This is a genomic window from Methylococcus sp. ANG, from assembly GCF_040730495.1.
GTDB lineage: Bacteria > Pseudomonadota > Gammaproteobacteria > Methylococcales > Methylococcaceae > Methylococcus.
This window is the reverse complement of sequence record NZ_CP160399.1, coordinates 468,412-483,089: the sequence shown is the minus strand read 5'-3', so window position 1 is coordinate 483,089 and position 14,678 is coordinate 468,412. Positions and strand designations below refer to the sequence as shown.

General features: G+C 63.7%; 21 protein-coding genes. 12 read left to right on the top strand and 9 right to left on the bottom strand.

The features are described 5' to 3' along the window. Positions 1–113: 113 nt before the first annotated feature. The 12 genes from ABZN20_RS02290 to ABZN20_RS02235 all read left to right on the top strand — a co-directional run bounded on the left by ABZN20_RS02290 (position 114) and on the right by ABZN20_RS02235 (position 9,113). Positions 114–506, top strand: coding sequence for a hypothetical protein (locus ABZN20_RS02290; RefSeq protein ID WP_218806513.1), 393 nt, complete (start codon positions 114–116; stop codon positions 504–506). A 10-nt stretch (positions 507–516) separates the two neighbouring features. Then, a complete protein-coding gene (locus ABZN20_RS02285; protein WP_218806512.1) occupies positions 517–957 on the top strand; it encodes a hypothetical protein in 441 nt (146 codons plus the stop codon). 46 nt (positions 958–1,003) lie between these two features. Then, positions 1,004–1,216 (top strand): DUF2970 domain-containing protein, encoded by a 213-nt coding sequence (locus tag ABZN20_RS02280; RefSeq protein WP_218806511.1) that lies wholly within the window; start codon positions 1,004–1,006, stop codon positions 1,214–1,216. An 81-nt stretch (positions 1,217–1,297) separates the two neighbouring features. Continuing rightward, entirely contained in the window at positions 1,298–1,714 is a 417-nt protein-coding gene (gene sdhC, locus ABZN20_RS02275) for a succinate dehydrogenase, cytochrome b556 subunit (protein WP_218806510.1), read from the top strand. 5 nt (positions 1,715–1,719) lie between these two features. After that, positions 1,720–2,100: a succinate dehydrogenase, hydrophobic membrane anchor protein gene (gene sdhD / locus ABZN20_RS02270; protein WP_218806509.1), complete on the top strand. Its 381-nt coding sequence runs from the start codon at positions 1,720–1,722 to the stop codon at positions 2,098–2,100. Between the two features lie 5 nt (positions 2,101–2,105). Beyond that, positions 2,106–3,893 (top strand): succinate dehydrogenase flavoprotein subunit, encoded by a 1,788-nt coding sequence (gene sdhA, locus ABZN20_RS02265; RefSeq protein WP_218806508.1) that lies wholly within the window; start codon positions 2,106–2,108, stop codon positions 3,891–3,893. Positions 3,894–4,016: 123 nt separating this feature from the next. Next, the gene (locus ABZN20_RS02260) at positions 4,017–4,595 is read left to right on the top strand and encodes a DUF2726 domain-containing protein (protein ID WP_218806507.1); all 579 of its coding nucleotides are present in this window, start codon (positions 4,017–4,019) and stop codon (positions 4,593–4,595) included. 2 nt (positions 4,596–4,597) lie between these two features. Then, the gene (locus ABZN20_RS02255; RefSeq protein WP_218806506.1) at positions 4,598–4,939 is read left to right on the top strand and encodes an arsenate reductase; all 342 of its coding nucleotides are present in this window, start codon (positions 4,598–4,600) and stop codon (positions 4,937–4,939) included. After that, positions 4,936–6,069, top strand: coding sequence for a succinyl-diaminopimelate desuccinylase (gene dapE, locus ABZN20_RS02250; protein ID WP_218806505.1), 1,134 nt, complete (start codon positions 4,936–4,938; stop codon positions 6,067–6,069). The genes ABZN20_RS02255 and dapE overlap by 4 nt, the downstream gene beginning before the upstream one ends. 388 nt (positions 6,070–6,457) lie before the next feature. Then, entirely contained in the window at positions 6,458–7,312 is an 855-nt protein-coding gene (sseA, locus tag ABZN20_RS02245; RefSeq protein WP_218806504.1) for a 3-mercaptopyruvate sulfurtransferase, read from the top strand. A gap of 11 nt (positions 7,313–7,323) precedes the next feature. Next, positions 7,324–8,709, top strand: a complete 1,386-nt coding sequence (gene atpD, locus ABZN20_RS02240) for a F0F1 ATP synthase subunit beta (protein WP_218806503.1) — start codon at positions 7,324–7,326, stop codon at positions 8,707–8,709. Beyond that, the gene (locus tag ABZN20_RS02235) at positions 8,706–9,113 is read left to right on the top strand and encodes a F0F1 ATP synthase subunit epsilon (RefSeq protein ID WP_218806502.1); all 408 of its coding nucleotides are present in this window, start codon (positions 8,706–8,708) and stop codon (positions 9,111–9,113) included. The genes atpD and ABZN20_RS02235 overlap by 4 nt, the downstream gene beginning before the upstream one ends. A gap of 223 nt (positions 9,114–9,336) precedes the next feature. On the opposite strand, the gene ABZN20_RS02230 is transcribed toward ABZN20_RS02235, so the two are convergent. The 9 genes from ABZN20_RS02230 to ABZN20_RS02190 form a co-directional block, all read right to left on the bottom strand. Next, positions 9,337–9,507 carry a hypothetical protein gene (locus ABZN20_RS02230; protein ID WP_367026635.1) on the bottom strand — a complete coding sequence of 57 codons (171 nt, stop codon included), beginning with the start codon at positions 9,505–9,507 and terminating at the stop codon, positions 9,337–9,339. Between the two features lie 400 nt (positions 9,508–9,907). After that, positions 9,908–11,299 (bottom strand): IS1380 family transposase, encoded by a 1,392-nt coding sequence (locus ABZN20_RS02225; protein WP_367025178.1) that lies wholly within the window; start codon positions 11,297–11,299, stop codon positions 9,908–9,910. A 109-nt stretch (positions 11,300–11,408) separates the two neighbouring features. Next, positions 11,409–11,678 carry a hypothetical protein gene (locus ABZN20_RS02220; protein ID WP_367026634.1) on the bottom strand — a complete coding sequence of 90 codons (270 nt, stop codon included), beginning with the start codon at positions 11,676–11,678 and terminating at the stop codon, positions 11,409–11,411. Beyond that, positions 11,672–12,103, bottom strand: coding sequence for a lytic transglycosylase domain-containing protein (locus ABZN20_RS02215; protein ID WP_367026633.1), 432 nt, complete (start codon positions 12,101–12,103; stop codon positions 11,672–11,674). Before ABZN20_RS02215 ends, ABZN20_RS02220 begins: the two co-directional genes overlap by 7 nt. Beyond that, positions 12,100–12,366: a hypothetical protein gene (locus tag ABZN20_RS02210; RefSeq protein ID WP_367026632.1), complete on the bottom strand. Its 267-nt coding sequence runs from the start codon at positions 12,364–12,366 to the stop codon at positions 12,100–12,102. Before ABZN20_RS02210 ends, ABZN20_RS02215 begins: the two co-directional genes overlap by 4 nt. 72 nt (positions 12,367–12,438) lie before the next feature. Beyond that, complete coding sequence (locus ABZN20_RS02205) at positions 12,439–12,834, bottom strand: hypothetical protein (protein ID WP_367026631.1); 396 nt, start codon at positions 12,832–12,834, stop codon at positions 12,439–12,441. Then, entirely contained in the window at positions 12,834–13,619 is a 786-nt protein-coding gene (locus ABZN20_RS02200) for a glycine-rich domain-containing protein (protein ID WP_367026630.1), read from the bottom strand. Before ABZN20_RS02200 ends, ABZN20_RS02205 begins: the two co-directional genes overlap by 1 nt. Further along, a complete protein-coding gene (locus ABZN20_RS02195; RefSeq protein ID WP_367026629.1) occupies positions 13,616–13,912 on the bottom strand; it encodes a hypothetical protein in 297 nt (98 codons plus the stop codon). Before ABZN20_RS02195 ends, ABZN20_RS02200 begins: the two co-directional genes overlap by 4 nt. 232 nt (positions 13,913–14,144) lie before the next feature. Then, on the bottom strand, positions 14,145–14,642 hold the full coding sequence (locus ABZN20_RS02190) for an HNH endonuclease (protein ID WP_367027525.1): 498 nt from the start codon (positions 14,640–14,642) through the stop codon (positions 14,145–14,147). Between the last annotated feature and the right edge of the window lie 36 nt (positions 14,643–14,678).

Sequence of the window (14,678 nt, the reverse complement as noted above, 5' to 3'; positions counted from 1 at the left end):
CGAGTCAACCGGGAGACAATTGATAAGGAACTTTAGGAACGGACTTGAGCGCCTCCCCGACGAACGGAAGGAGAGACGCCATCCCGCAACGGGCACTTATGAGGAGGATCGGAATGAAGCGTTTTTCTACCCTGGCGGGCATCGCGCTGCTCGCGGGACTGTCGGCGGGCACCGCAGCCGCCGACGTTTACCTGAAGGATGCGAGCGAAATCGTGGGAATCTGGCAGCTCGAAACCGTGTCTTCCTCGCTGAAGGGCCCCAGGATCGAGGAAAACCGGACATGGGAATTCCGTGCCGACGGCGTCATCGTGACCTCGGGTTACAACCGGCACCTGAAGATGAACGACGTGCACGAATGGAAATACCAGATCGTGAACGGCAAGATTTCCGCCGACGATCCCGGCCGCCCCGGCAAGACGATCGATTACGCGGTCCAGGAAATGACCGGCGACGGCATGATATTGAAAGGAGGAATAGAAGGTTTCTATTTCTTCAAGAAACGCTAGGAGAAAAACAATGAAAATCAGCGACTTTTTGGAATTCAGCGAAGTAGACAAGAAACTCTGGATCGGCATCGCCGGCGTTAGCGCCATCGTCATCATCCTGCTGTCGGTGTTCGCCACGACCTCTCCGTTCTACTGGGTCGAACGCTTCGTGATCACCATCCTGGAAATGTTCGTACCGGGCTATCTGATCGTCAAGCTCTTCTTCGACAAGGTGGCGTTTTCGGACCACCCGGTCGCCGACAAGTTCATCGTCTCTCTAACTCTGTCCATCGCCACGGTTCAGACGCTTTATTTCCTGAGCACCTACGTGCGCACTTACGGCCTGAACGTGGACGAGGACGTGATCAGCAGTGACAAGATCGCCGTGGGCATGGTGTTCCTGGTGATCGCCGGCGCCTTCGGAATCAAGTACTATCTGCTCCGGAAGAAGTCTTCCACTCCGGCATCCTGACCGACGGCTCGAACAGGGACGTTCCGCCGCGAACCCGACACCCAGCATGTCCGACACTCAAGACAAACCCAATCTGCTGCAAGTGATCGCCAGCACGCTGGCCGGCGCTTTCGGCGTACAGAGCGAAAAGAACCGGCTCCGCGACTTCCAGCACGGCTCAGCCAAGGCGTACATCGTGGCCGGCATCATCGGAACGGTCGTTTTCGTCCTGACGGTGTACGGTGTGGTGAAGCTCGTTCTGAGCGGCGCTGGAAAGTGACGCCGGCGCCATGAACCTCCGGCGCGATCGCGAGCGGGCCGCACGCGGCGGCGCCTGAGCCGGGAGGATATCGCGCCGCCCATGGAGAGAATGAACACCGAGCCGCCCCGCCCGTCCGTCCGCGAACGTCCGCTTTCCCCTCACCTCCAGGTCTATCGCCTGCCGGTCACCGCGTTGCTTTCCATTACCCACCGGATCACCGGCGTCCTGCTCAGTCTGGGACTGGTCGGACTGGTGCTGGTGCTCATGTCGGTGGTACAGGGGCCGTCGGCCTATGCACCGGTCCACGCGTTCCTGTCCGGCATCGTGGGCAGAATCCTGCTATGGGCCTGGATCGCCGCTCTGCTTTTTCATCTTTCCCATGGCATCCGCCATCTTGCCTGGGACACCGGACACGGTTTCTCGCGGGACTCCCTCACCTATTACGCGCTGGGCGAGCTCGCGGCTGCGCTCGTGCTGGTACTGGCCGTCGCCGTCGCCACCATCGCCCGGAGCTGAACCCGATGAAAAACTACAGGACCCCGCTCGCCCGGGCCCGCGGCCTCGGCTCCGCCCGCGAAGGGCTGCACGACTGGTGGCGGCAGCGGGTGACGGCGGTAGCCCTGGTCCCGCTGGGACTCTGGTTCGCCTTCAGCGTGGCCCTGCTTCCTTCCGCCAGCCATGCCGAGCTGGTGGCATGGATCAACGTGCCCTGGAATACCCTGCTGCTTCTGTCTTTCATACTGATCGTCTTCTACCACACGATGCTCGGCTTGCAGGTCGTCATCGAGGACTACGTCCATCTCGACTGGCTCAAGCTGGTCGGCATCCTCGGCATCAAACTGGTGGTTTCCTTCCTCACGCTGGCAGCGGTCTACGCCATCCTCCGCATCGTATTCGCGTAGCTGACATGAGCAAGGCCTACGAAATCGTCCGGCACACCTACGATGCCGTCGTGGTCGGCGCCGGCGGGGCGGGATTGCGCGCCACCCTGGGAATGGCCGAGAAGGGCCTCAAGACGGCCTGCATCACCAAGGTATTTCCCACCCGCAGCCACACCGTGGCGGCGCAGGGCGGCATCAGCGCGGCGCTGGGCAACATGGGCGAGGACGACTGGCGCTGGCACATGTACGACACGGTCAAGGGCTCGGACTGGCTGGGCGACCAGGACGCGATCGAATACATGTGCCGCGAGGCCATGCCGGCGGTCATCGAGCTGGAACACTACGGCGTTCCGTTCTCGCGCACTGAAAACGGCAAGATTTACCAGCGCCCCTTCGGCGGCATGACCACGCGCTACGGCAAAGGCGTGGCCCAGCGCACCTGCGCCGCCGCGGACCATACCGGCCATGCGATCCTGCAGACCCTGTACCAGCAGTCGCTGAAACACGAAGCCGAGTTCTTCGCCGAATATTTCGCACTCGACCTTCTCATGGATGAAGGCGAATGCCGCGGCGTGCTGGCCTGGCGTCTGGACGACGGTACCCTGCATCTTTTCCGGGCGCACATGACCCTGCTCGCGACCGGCGGCTACGGGCGGACCTATTTCTCGTCCACCTCGGCCCATACCTGCACCGGCGACGGCAACGCGATGGCGCTGCGGGCCGGCCTGCCCTTGCAGGACATGGAGTTCGTCCAGTTTCATCCCACCGGCATCTACGGCGCCGGCTGCCTCATCACCGAGGGCGTGCGGGGCGAGGGCGGCTATCTCACCAATTCCGAAGGCGAGCGCTTCATGGAGCGCTACGCCCCGCATGCGAAGGACCTCGCCTCGCGCGACGTGGTCAGCCGCGCCATGACGATCGAGATCCGCGAAGGCCGCGGCCTCGGCCCGGAAAAGGACCACCTGCACCTGCATCTGGAACATCTCGACCCGGCCGTCATCCACGAGCGCCTCCCCGGCGTCGCCGAGACCGCGCGGATTTTCGGCGGCATCGACGTGAACCGTGAGCCGATCCCGGTACTGCCGACCGTGCATTACAACATGGGCGGCGTTCCCACCAACTACCGCGCGGAAGTCGTGACCCTGAAGGACGGGAATCCGGAAGCCGTGGTGCCGGGCCTGATGGCGATCGGCGAGGGCGCCTGCGTCTCCGTGCACGGCGCCAACCGGCTGGGATCGAACTCGCTGCTGGACCTGGTGGTGTTCGGGCGCGCAGCCGCGCTGCGCTGCGCCGAATTGATCCGTCCGCGCCAGATGCACAAGCCTCTGCCCGAGGGCGCCTGCGATGCCGCCCTGGCCCGCTTCGACCGCCTGCGCCATGCCGATGGCAGCCGCCGCACCGCGGAAATCCGGCTGGACATGCAGCGCACGATGCAGAGCCACGCCAGCGTGTTCCGGACCGGCGAGGTCTTGCGGGACGGCGTGAATGAGCTGAAGCGGATCATGGAATCCTTCCGCGACGTGTGCATCCGGGACCGCTCATTGATCTGGAACACCGACCTGCTCGAAACCCTGGAGCTGGAAAATCTTCTGCAGCAGGCCATGGTGACCGTCGCCGCCGCGCTCAACCGGGAGGAAAGCCGCGGCAGCCATGCCCGCGAGGACTTCCCCGAGCGGGACGATGTCAACTGGCTCAAGCACTCGCTGCTTTGGCTCGATGAACGGCACGAAACGGCCGTAAGCTACCGGCCGGTCCACCTCCATACTTTGACCTCCGACGTGGAGCCGATACCGCCCCAGAAGCGGGTGTATTGAGCCGCCATTCGCGCCGCGGAAAAACACTGCTTCCCGAATTTTCCCAGCCTTGCGGGAAATCGCGTCTCGGCTCTGGTATCTTTGTCCGTTCCCCGAATCTCCCGGCGTCGACTCGGCATCCCGATGAATTGGCTTTGGTACCTCTATGGCGCGGCGGCTCTCCTGGCCGTCAGCTGGCTGATACGCGCCATCCCCCGGCGCAAGCTCAGGCGCGCCCGCACGCTTCCCTGCCAAATCAAGCGGATCCTGTTCTCCCCGGAAGAACATGCCTTGTTTGCCGTCCTGAAAAGCGCGGTCGAGGACGAATTCGAAATCTTCGCGAAAATCCGGGCGAGCGACATCCTGTCTCCGCATCGCGGCATCAGCCGCAAGGAGGCGGGCAAGCTTTACCAGTCGATGGCGGGCCGCCGCTTCACGTTCGTGCTCTGCCACAAGGCCGACCTGTCCGTCGCCGGAATCGTGGAGCTGGGCGAGCACGGGGCGGGACGAAAGGCTCAGGAAACAGACGACCCGGTCGCGCTGCTGTGCCACGCCGCCGGACTGCCTTTGATCCGCGTCCCGGCCAGCCCGTACTACGACACGGGCGAAATCGCCCGGCAGGTCCGGGACGAAATCCGCCGGGAACCCGCGATCGTCCACGGCGACAGCGAGGGCGGCCGGATCGAGCCGCGGATATCGAACCTCGAAGACCTCAAGTTCTGAACATGGCCACCCTCACCCTGTACGGCATCGCCAACTGCGATGCCTGCCGCAAGGCGCGCCGAACCTTGGAAAGCCGGGGACGCACCGTGCGCTTCCACGATCTCCGTACCGACGGGCTGGACCATCTGCTGCTCGAACGCATGGAGAGCGGCTTGGGCTGGGAGGACCTGCTCAACCGCCGCAGCGCCACATGGCGCGCGCTTCCGGAATCCGCCCGCATGCCGCTCGACCGCGCCCGCGCGCTGGAACTCATGCTGGAACACCCGACGCTGATCAAGCGCCCGGTCATCGAAGACGCGGGCAAATTCTTCCTCGGCCTTACCGACCTCCCGTCCGCGCCATGAGCGATACCCTGAATCTCGCCGTCGAGTTGATCCGGCGCGAGTCCGTCACCCCCGAAGACGCCGGCTGCATGGACCTGGTGATCGAACGGCTGGCACCGCAAGGCTTCCAGGTCGAATGGCTGAATTTCGGCGACACCAAGAACCTCTGGCTCCGGCGTGGCGACGCTGCGCCGCTCTTCGTGTTTCTCGGCCATACCGACGTGGTGCCGCCGGGCCCCTTGGAAGACTGGTCGTCCCCCCCTTTCGAGCCCGAAATCCGCGACGGCAGGCTGTACGGCCGCGGTGCGGCCGACATGAAGGGAAGCGTCGCGGCCATGACCACGGCCTTGCAGCGCTTCGTCGCCCGCCGTCCCGGGCACCGGGGTTCCATCGCCGTCCTGCTGACCAGCGACGAGGAAGGCTCGGCCCACAACGGCGTGGTCAAGGTGGTGGAGGTCCTGAAATCGAGAGGCACGGCGATCGACTGGTGCCTGGTCGGCGAACCTTCGAGCTTCGATCTGCTGGGCGACGTCATCCGGGTCGGCCGCCGGGGCTCCTTGTGCGGCGTGCTGCGGGTTCTGGGCGTGCAGGGCCATGTCGCCTATCCGCATAAGGCGGACAATCCCATCCACCGCTTCGCTCCCGCACTCCACGAACTGACGTCCGAAGTGTGGGATGAAGGGAATGAATTCTTCCCGCCCACCAGCTTCCAGGTCTCCAACATCCGCGCGGGGACCGGTGCGGACAACGTCATTCCCGGCAGGCTCGAGCTCCTGTTCAATTTCCGCTTTTCGACCGAACTCACGGTGGAGGACATCCAGCGGCGGGTGGAAGCCATTCTCGACCGCCACGGCCTGCGCTACGAGTTGAGCTGGCGGTTGTCCGGCGCGCCCTTTCTGACCCGGGAAACGGAGCTGGTGAGCGCGACCCGCGACGCCATTGCCGCAGTCACCGGCCGCGGTACGCGTGCCGACACCGGCGGCGGCACCTCCGACGGCCGCTTCATCGCCCCGACCGGCGCCCAGGTGGTGGAGCTGGGACCGCTCAATGGCAGCATCCACAAGATCGACGAACACGTCGACCTCGACGACCTCGAAGCGCTGTCCGCCATCTACGAACGCATCCTCGACAATCTGCTGGCCTCGGCCTGACCCCGCCGAAGCGGACCGCGGCCAATGCGTTTTGTTCAGTTAACAATGAATTGCTATATACCGACATTGTCAACACAATGCGATCTCTATAACCTAGAGCCGTGTTCCACTTTCAAGGCTCGAGGTATTTCTTATGACTGCTCTCGAACTTGTCCTGTTCACGGCGGTCTTCGGCACCTTCGCCGGCAGCGTCGGCTATTGCTGGAACCATTACCGCTCGCTCGGAAAATAAGCACCGGGCCCGATTTCGCAAACATCGACGGTCTCCTCCTCGTGTGCCATAGAGCTCACGCTTGACCCGCCACTTCGGCGGGTCTTTTTTTGCCCGCCGGATGGGCGGACGGCGATGGTATCATCCCGAAACCCTTCGTGATTTCAGGAACGCTCCATGCCCGACACCGCTTTCCCTCCCCTCGTCGAAGCCCGCTGGCTGGCCGAGCACCTGCACGATCCCCGGGTCTCGGTGGTCGACGCCAGCTTCTTCATGCCGGCCCAGCAGCGCGACGCCAAGGCCGAGTTCGCCGCCGCCCATATTCCGGGCGCCCGGTTCTTCGACATCGACGCGATTGCGGACACCGCAAACCCCTTGCCTCACATGCTGCCTACCCCGGAGTTCTTCGCCGAGCAGGTTGGCCGGCTGGGCATAGCCAACGACAGCCATGTCATCGCCTACGACGGCAACGACTTCATGGCTTCGGCCCGCGTCTGGTGGACGTTCCGGGTGTTCGGTCACGATCGCGTATCGGTGCTCGACGGGGGGTTCCGGTCCTGGCGGGACCAGGGCCTGCCGGTGTCTTTCGAAGACTCGCCCCGCACTGAACGCGAATTCCGGGCCGGCTTCCGCCCTGAACTGGTGTTAGACCTCGAGGCCATGAGGAAGGCGACAACGGAACGGACGATCCAGGTGCTGGATGCCCGCTCGCCCGGCCGATTCGCCGGCACCGAGCCGGAACCCCGGGCCGGCCTGCGCTCCGGCCACGTACCGGGCAGCCGCAACCTGTTCTTCAAGCGGCTGATCGACGAAACCAGCCATCGCTTCAAACCAATCGCCGATTTGGAGGCGCTATACCGCGAAGCCGGTATCGACCTCAGCCGGCCGGTGGCTGCCACCTGCGGAACCGGCGTGACGGCCTCGATCCTTGCACTGGGGCTGTATTTGCTGGGACGCTCCGATACCGCGGTCTACGACGGCTCATGGACCGAATGGGGCGGGCGGACCGATCCCCCCATCGAAACCGGCTGAACGCTTCCGGCATGTCGGCCAAGCCGGAGCAAGCCCCGGTCATCGGCGCCATTGCCGAGGTTCACGGCCCGGTGGTGGTGATCGCCTGCCAGACGCTGCCGCCGCTCCGGCAGGCCCTGTACAGCCGGATCGATCATGAAACCTATCTGTTCGAGGTCCACCAGCACCTCGATGAAAGCCATGTCCGGGCGGTGACGCTGCACCGCACCGCGGGCCTGCAGCGCGGCATGGCGGTCCATGATCTCGGGGCGCCGCTGCAGGTCCCGGTGTCCGCCAACTGCCTGGGCCGGCTGGTGAACCTGTTCGGCGAACCGCTGGACGGCGGCCCACCGCTGCCTAACTCGGAATACCGCAACGCCCACCGCCCCCCGGCACCGCTGGCCGAATCGCTCGCGGCCGGTGAAACGCTGGAGACCGGCATCAAGGTCATCGACCTGCTCTGCCCTTTCGCCCGCGGCGGCAAGACCGGCCTGTTCGGCGGTGCGGGCGTAGGGAAAACGGTGTTGATCATGGAATTCATGCACGCTGTCATCGCCCTGCACCGGGGGGTCTCGGTCTTCGCCGGCGTGGGCGAACGCATCCGCGAGGGCCACGAACTGTGGCGCGAACTGGCCGAGGCCGGCGTCCTCGACAAGTCGCTGCTGGTGTACGGGCAGATGGACGAGTCGCCCGGCGTCCGCTTCCGGGTGGGACTGACCGCCCTGACCTACGCCGAATACCTGCGCGACACATTGCACACCGAAGTGCTGTTCCTCGTCGACAACGTGTTCCGCTTCGTCCAGGCCGGCAGCGAGATTTCCAGCCTGCTGGGCCGGATGCCCGCGACCGTGGGCTACCAGCCGACCCTGGCCACCGAGGTGGCGGAAATCGAGGAACGCATCACCTCGACCGCTGCCGGAGCGATCACCTCGGTACAGGCCGTGTACGTGCCCGCCGACGACATGACCGACCCCGCCGTGGCCGCCATCCTCAGCCACCTCGACACCACCGTCGTGCTGTCGCGCGCCCAGGCGGGCAAGGGCATCTATCCGGCGATCGACCCCCTGGCCTCCGGCAGCCGGCTGATGGACCGGCATGTGATCGGAGACCGCCATTACACGATCGCCCAGGGAGTGCGGGAGCATCTGGCCCGGTACCGCGAGCTGGAAGACATCATCACCATGTTGGGGATAGAGGAGCTGTCGCCGGCGGACCGGCTCGTCGTGCTGCGGGCGCGCAAGCTTCAGCGCTATCTGACCCAGCCATTCTTCGTCACCGCCCAGCATACGGGGCTTGCGGGCGTCAGCGTGCCGCTGGAAGCCACGCTCGGCGATTGCGACGGCTTTCTGGCCGGGCGCTACGACGATTTGGCGGAAGAGGATTGCTACATGCGCGGAATGCTGGAGCGCGGCGCATGACGGCCTTCGCGCTCTGTCTCCGGGACACCCACCGCTGCGAGGAGCTGAAGGATATCGAAACCTTCGTCGGCGCGGACGACACGGGCAGCTTCGCCGTCCGCGCCAGACACGCGCCGCTGATCGCGGCCCTGGGGTTCGGCCTCGCCCGGTTCAAACCCGCCGACGGCGGCTGGCGCTATCTCGCGGTGCCCGGCGCCATGCTGAACTTCACCGACAACCGGCTGCAAATCCTCACCCGCCGGTTCTATCTCTACGACGACTACCGGATCGCCGCGGCGGCGTTGCGGGAGGAACTGGAAGCCGAGGAAAGGTCGCTGGCGGAAACCCGGGCCAGCATCCGCGCCCTGGAACAGCACATGCTGAAACGCCTGTGGCAACTGCGGCGCGAGGGAATCAAGCTTTAGATCACCAGGGACCGCCCCAGTAGCCGCCGCTCAGCGACCCGGCGCCCATGTACCCGCCACCGACGCCGTATCCGTAAGGGCTGGCATAAGGCATGCCGTAGTAATAGTAGGCGGCAAAGCTATTGATTTGCCTAATAGATGGTTGATCCAGCAGAAGTTTTGATAGTCCTTGATCGGACCCGTTCGATCGGTTTGAAACGCAAAGTTGTCACAAGAATTGGCACTACTTAACGTGGTCCTTGAACCACATCACGAGCGCTCCGAGCGGAGCGCCGAGTAGCACGAGTACGCGCAGAGCTTTGAGCACTGCGTCAGCACGCTCCCACTGCTTCTCGAGGTTGGTCACCTTCTGCTCGATTGCGTCGAGCTTGTCCCAGATCCGTTGCTCGTCCATCACAAATCACATTTGAGTTGTACCGAGGTCGGCACTTGGACAGGCGCCGACCAGTCGATGACGGGGAGTAAGGAGCATTGAGCCGCGCACCCGATCAGCCCCCCGGCCATTGCGAGACCAAGCCCCCAGCGAGAAAACCGACGAGCCAGCACGCAGCCCCCAGGCAAAAGGCTTGAACTGCAGTTAGCCCGGATGTTTCATAAAAATGCCCCCTGCGCCCGATAGCTTGGCCAGCTGCCTATTTTTTCAGTCCACCGAACTGACCTACGCCCCCCATGAGGCATGGGCAGCCCCTCGACCTGCCTCTTTTCGCGGGGGTGGTGGCCGGAATCCAGACACTGGACGCAATCAACCCTCCGAGTCCTGCCGGATCCTCCTCGGTTGAGGGTGACGGCGCGCTTCAGGCCATGGCCGGTGGTCGGACGAGATAGAGTATCTCGGTGACCCGGTGCAACAGCGCCTTCACCGGACAGGCGCTCGGCAAGTGCAACTTGATCCGGTCCTTGTACTGCACCACCCGCACCGCCAGCTTGAACAGCTTCAGGATGAGGGTCATGGGCTGCGCCTTGGCCAGTTCGGTGTGGCACAGGGTGTGCTCCCGCAGGCTGTGGATCAGGCTGTAGGCGGCACAGGCATAGAACAGGCGCAGGTGGTTGGCGAGGAAGGCATGGTCGGCGGTGCGATCACTGGCCAGATCGTTCTTCACCGCCTTGATGAAGTTCTCGTCCTGGCCGCGTGCGCAGTACAGATCCCGGTACAGCGCCTCCGGCGTCGGGTCGGCGAGCGAGGTCACGACGAAGCGCGGGTTGTCCCCCAGGCCCATGACCTCGGCCTTGAGCACCACCCGATAGGCCTTGGGCCAGGAACCGGCCTGGTAGGCCACCTCGTCATACAAACGGGTCGCCGCCGGCTCGGGCTGTTCGGCGCGGCGAGCGAAATCACAGCGTTGCGCATGCAAGGCGCGCGTCTTGGCAAGCAGCGGCTCGGCCTTGGGCGTCAGCACCTGGTTGCCGGCCAGGCCGAAGAGGAAATCCATCCGTGCATCGGCTTCGCACAGGGCCATCAACTCCGGGTTGGCGAAATGGCCATCCCCGCGCAGGACGAGGTGGGTATCCGGCCAGGCCTGGCGCAGGCGGCGCACGACCCGCTGGAGGATGGCGGCGTTCTCGCGCCCGGTGGGGCGTTTGCCGGGCCGCAGCACGGCGGTGATGAACTTGCCGGAGAGGCCCTCGAACAAGAACAGCGGCAGATAGCAGTGGCTGCCGTAGTGGTGATTGTAGAAGGCCAGTTCCTGCTGCCCGTGGGTGCGGTCTTCGGAGTGGTCCATGTCCAAGACGATGACCGCGGGCGGGGTGGTGTAGCTGGCGATGAAGGCATCGACGAAGGCGCGGGCCAGGCGGTAGATGTCCTTGCGGGAGACTCCGTTCTCCAAGCGCGAGAAGGTGGGGCCGGAAGCCAGGGCGTTGTCGGCATCCAACGGCGCCCGCTCGGCCGCCAGCTTGAACACGGGATCGTGGCGCAGGCTGTTGGCGTCGTTGCCGTCGGCATAGCCGCAGGCGGTCTGGAAGATGCGCTGACGCAGGAGGTCGGCCAAGCTGTGGGCGATGTAGGAAGGGTGCCGGCGATCCTGAATGGCCGAGGCCAGACGGGCGATCAATCCGGTCTGCCGATCCACGCCCTGCAGGAGGAGGGCGCCGAAGTCGCTGGACACCGCGCCGCCTTCGAAGTCGGCACGGACGGTGAAGCCGGCGACGGTGGGAAAACGGAGCTGGGTCGGGATAGAATCACTCATTGGGCGGTCTCGTTTAGGCTTCGTACGAAGCGTTATTGGCGCAACTCCAATTATATCAATTGGTTAAGCGAGATTCGCCCACTTTCTTGAAATATCCGGGTTAGGTAAATCACGAGGCGTTCCTCCGAACGATGATGAGCGCGAGCTTCACGAACGCACCCAGCACTGTGCTGGTGTTGCCGGCGACGAACGCTTTGATCTGCTCCTTGTTTCCGTCGTTGATGAAACTCTGCAGCAGGGCTGAGGCTTCCGCGTGCTTCTCGATCTTGTCGATCGCCTTGCCCTCCAGAGCCGTGACCACATTGATGAGACGCTGCCACTGGTCCCAGGAGATACCCAGGAGGATGGAAGCGAGGATCTTCAGTGCGAGGTTCAGCATGTCCACTTCTCCATAGCGGATTTTACTTTCGCGAGGTACCGGTCGCCGGCCTTCGAGGGCTTAGAGTTACCGGTGTTGTAGGCACGGATGGCGCCATCAGTCAGGCCGAACCGACGGATCAGCCCGGCGAGATGCAGGCAGCCATAGACGACTCCGAGCGGGCCGCATAGCGTTTCGAACTGACCCTTGAAGCCCAGCTCTCGGGCCACGGCGCCCATTACCTGCATGGGACCGTAGCTCGTAGACTGGCCGATCCGCTCCTGGTTGTTGGTGATCTTGCCCCAGAACCAGCGATAGCCTGGCTCGCGGCGCGTTGCGTCCCACCGGCCGGACGATTCCACTTCGATGATGGCCAGTACCCACGCGGCGGGAATATCATTCGTGCACGCGGCCTGGATAGCCACGCGCTTCATCTCCGCGTTCATCGCTTGCCTGCCTCCTTGTTGCTGGCCCGATGGATCGCATCGACCACGATGACCCCGAGCACCCCGAGGCCCTGGGCGACTGCGGCGATGTCCGTGCCCGTGGCGTCGACGTCGTAGCCGAACGCCCGGGCCAGCCCCACGCCGGCGGTCAGCAACGCGGTCAGTGCCGCGATGAGGCTCGCGCGCTGGCTCCACAGGCGTGAGTTCTGCAGGCTCTTTCCGGCCTGCATGCACTCGTAGAGGTATTTGATCTTGTCGAACATCCTTGTTCTCCAGTTGGGAGGTCGATCACAACCCCGGCGCTACGCCGTCAGGGCTGGTTAGGGTGATGGAAATCATGGGTCTGGTATCTGAGATGCCGCGATGAACAACTCGTCCAGTTGCGCGTCGGTCCACCCCAATATCTGGGCGACTGCCGCAATGGTCGGAGACTGGCGTTCGAATTCCATCGCATTATTGAACGCGTTGCGGTAGATGCTTGGCGATGCAGGATCGTTGATCACACTCTCGACCTGAGACAGTACCCCGGCATCCTCAAGCGCCTGGATTGCCTTGAAACGGCTCACGGTTTGCGGTACTGCCGGCGTGGTCTGAGGCCATTTGTGCTTGGCGAGCAATTGGGTAACTGCGGTAACGCCAGGGTCGGAGTTTACCAGCGCCAACTCTGCGCTATCCGCTAGCACGGTGTTAACGATGGTATTATCCGTGGCGATGAGATAATAGGTTGCCATTAGTAGTAAAACCTCAAGAATCCAGGAGAACCGTAGCCGCCATTTATATTTGCGGGAGTCACCGTATCACCGCCGCCGCCGCCGCCGCCGCATCCGTAGCCGCCAGCGTTACCGCCTGCCACTCCTGAATTACCACCAAGACCCATAGTACCGAAAGGGCCTTCGCCGCCGTTACCGCCACCGCCGCCATTGGCGTCACCGGTGCCGCCAATAATAGACTTTGCGCCATTCGCGCGATGCGATAAGCTGCCGTTGAATGTCAGAGCACCGCCCGCACCGGCTGCGATCACAAATCTATTACAGGATGCCGTCATCGGCATCGACGTGGAAGAGGAAGTGTCCAGGTTTATTTTTGATGCTATTGGTCCAGCGCCCGCACCACCTGCCGCGCCAGCCACAGAGCCGCCCCACCCCCCACCACCACTTGCCCCGCTAGTAGTCGATGCCGATACACCAGATAGCCCTGCGGGCAGCGTTAATGTGCCGAATAGCGAACCGGTAAGGGTCGTGCTACCACCGTGCGTGGCTGGCGCAGCGCCCGCTCCGATGGTATACGTAAGCACCTCGCCCGGCACCACTGGGAGCATCGTTTGTGCGGTCCACGCTGCTGCCCCGCCGCCGCCGCCGCCGCCACCATTGAGCGATCCCCGTCCGCCGCCGCCGCCGCCGCCCGAGCCATCGACCAGAATAGCGTGGACACCCGCCGGGACGACCCAGGAGCCGCTCGTCGTGAGGTCGATGCGGCGGGAGAAGCCGCCGTTATTTGCTTGGCTAGCCCAGGTCATACCATCACCTCATACGAGAACGGGGAGCTGCCGGACACCCGCGTGAATCTGATAGCGGCAACCCGGCGCAGCAACACGTCGAGAGCAGAAGCAGCGGTAATGTCACCAAGCGCCCACGGGATCCATTCGCCCGCTTCGAGAGTTTCGACGCGTTCGACGTTTCCTGCACCGTGGGCTATAGCGACTTTGATCGGGGGAAGTTGCCGGCTGAGGTCGACAACGCGAGGTGCAGCGTCGGAGACAGTCTCCTGCGCTCGCAGTGGCAGGCCGATGTAATCAGATTGCGTGGTCATGGAGATCCTTCTCCTTTAGATAGTCCTGTCCGAATTATCCCAACCCCTGGCTGGGGCTGCATCAATCCTCTTCGTCCCGAACGCCGAGCCCGAGCCGGAGAACAGGGAGCGATGCGAGCGAACGCAGGACGGCTCGGGCACCAAAGACGATCACTGTCACGCAAAGCGCGGTCGCGCAGCGTCGGGAACGCCGTCAGACACAGCGCGTCGTGGGGCTCATCGCAGTTCTGTCCTACGCCGCTCGAAGGGTGGGGCAGAACGTATGTAGAGCGGCTTTGGCCCTCAAATAGGCTTCGTGCGCGTCCTTCACGTCAACGAAATAGCCGAGATGATGCTTGCGCCCGCCGCTACTGATTTGTGCTTGCCACTTCTGGGTCCGGTGGTTGTATGTAGTGCCGGGTAGCCCAGTGCCGCGCCGACGAGACGAGGCCACATTCTGCATATTCTCGGCTCGAGTGCATGTCCGGAGGTTCGTCAGGCGGTTGTTCAACCTATCCCCATCGATATGGTCGATGTCGTCAGCCGGCCATATGCCGTGAATACTCAACCGAGCGAGTCGGTGGGCCCTATATCTTCGTCCGTCGACACTGATTTGAAGGTAGCCGCGCCCGTCGACACGCCCTGCGGGGTCACCGGGTCTTCGCCCTCCGCGAACACATGCCCAGGTAAAAAGCCCCGTCTCCGGATCATACCGGAGTAGATCGAAAACACGGTCTTGAGTCGGGTGCATAGAGTAGTCCTGTATACGAGCGGGTTTATTCTCTCC

What these genes read in the sequence shown, in the direction of transcription:
- ABZN20_RS02260 (WP_218806507.1), top strand. Translation starts at nt 4,017, where the DNA reads ATGAATTGGCTTTGGTACCTCTATGGCGCGGCGGCTCTCCTGGCCGTC.
- ABZN20_RS02235 (WP_218806502.1), top strand. Translation starts at nt 8,706, where the DNA reads ATGACGGCCTTCGCGCTCTGTCTCCGGGACACCCACCGCTGCGAGGAG.
- sdhD (WP_218806509.1), top strand. Translation starts at nt 1,720, where the DNA reads ATGAAAAACTACAGGACCCCGCTCGCCCGGGCCCGCGGCCTCGGCTCC.
- ABZN20_RS02230 (WP_367026635.1), bottom strand. Translation starts at nt 9,507, where the DNA reads ATGGACGAGCAACGGATCTGGGACAAGCTCGACGCAATCGAGCAGAAG.
- ABZN20_RS02215 (WP_367026633.1), bottom strand. Translation starts at nt 12,103, where the DNA reads ATGAACGCGGAGATGAAGCGCGTGGCTATCCAGGCCGCGTGCACGAAT.
- ABZN20_RS02190 (WP_367027525.1), bottom strand. Translation starts at nt 14,642, where the DNA reads ATGCACCCGACTCAAGACCGTGTTTTCGATCTACTCCGGTATGATCCG.
- ABZN20_RS02195 (WP_367026629.1), bottom strand. Translation starts at nt 13,912, where the DNA reads ATGACCACGCAATCTGATTACATCGGCCTGCCACTGCGAGCGCAGGAG.
- ABZN20_RS02225 (WP_367025178.1), bottom strand. Translation starts at nt 11,299, where the DNA reads ATGAGTGATTCTATCCCGACCCAGCTCCGTTTTCCCACCGTCGCCGGC.
- ABZN20_RS02205 (WP_367026631.1), bottom strand. Translation starts at nt 12,834, where the DNA reads ATGGCAACCTATTATCTCATCGCCACGGATAATACCATCGTTAACACC.
- ABZN20_RS02290 (WP_218806513.1), top strand. Translation starts at nt 114, where the DNA reads ATGAAGCGTTTTTCTACCCTGGCGGGCATCGCGCTGCTCGCGGGACTG.
- sdhA (WP_218806508.1), top strand. Translation starts at nt 2,106, where the DNA reads ATGAGCAAGGCCTACGAAATCGTCCGGCACACCTACGATGCCGTCGTG.
- ABZN20_RS02210 (WP_367026632.1), bottom strand. Translation starts at nt 12,366, where the DNA reads ATGTTCGACAAGATCAAATACCTCTACGAGTGCATGCAGGCCGGAAAG.
- atpD (WP_218806503.1), top strand. Translation starts at nt 7,324, where the DNA reads ATGTCGGCCAAGCCGGAGCAAGCCCCGGTCATCGGCGCCATTGCCGAG.
- ABZN20_RS02285 (WP_218806512.1), top strand. Translation starts at nt 517, where the DNA reads ATGAAAATCAGCGACTTTTTGGAATTCAGCGAAGTAGACAAGAAACTC.
- ABZN20_RS02220 (WP_367026634.1), bottom strand. Translation starts at nt 11,678, where the DNA reads ATGCTGAACCTCGCACTGAAGATCCTCGCTTCCATCCTCCTGGGTATC.
- ABZN20_RS02255 (WP_218806506.1), top strand. Translation starts at nt 4,598, where the DNA reads ATGGCCACCCTCACCCTGTACGGCATCGCCAACTGCGATGCCTGCCGC.
- sseA (WP_218806504.1), top strand. Translation starts at nt 6,458, where the DNA reads ATGCCCGACACCGCTTTCCCTCCCCTCGTCGAAGCCCGCTGGCTGGCC.
- sdhC (WP_218806510.1), top strand. Translation starts at nt 1,298, where the DNA reads ATGGAGAGAATGAACACCGAGCCGCCCCGCCCGTCCGTCCGCGAACGT.
- ABZN20_RS02200 (WP_367026630.1), bottom strand. Translation starts at nt 13,619, where the DNA reads ATGACCTGGGCTAGCCAAGCAAATAACGGCGGCTTCTCCCGCCGCATC.
- ABZN20_RS02280 (WP_218806511.1), top strand. Translation starts at nt 1,004, where the DNA reads ATGTCCGACACTCAAGACAAACCCAATCTGCTGCAAGTGATCGCCAGC.
- dapE (WP_218806505.1), top strand. Translation starts at nt 4,936, where the DNA reads ATGAGCGATACCCTGAATCTCGCCGTCGAGTTGATCCGGCGCGAGTCC.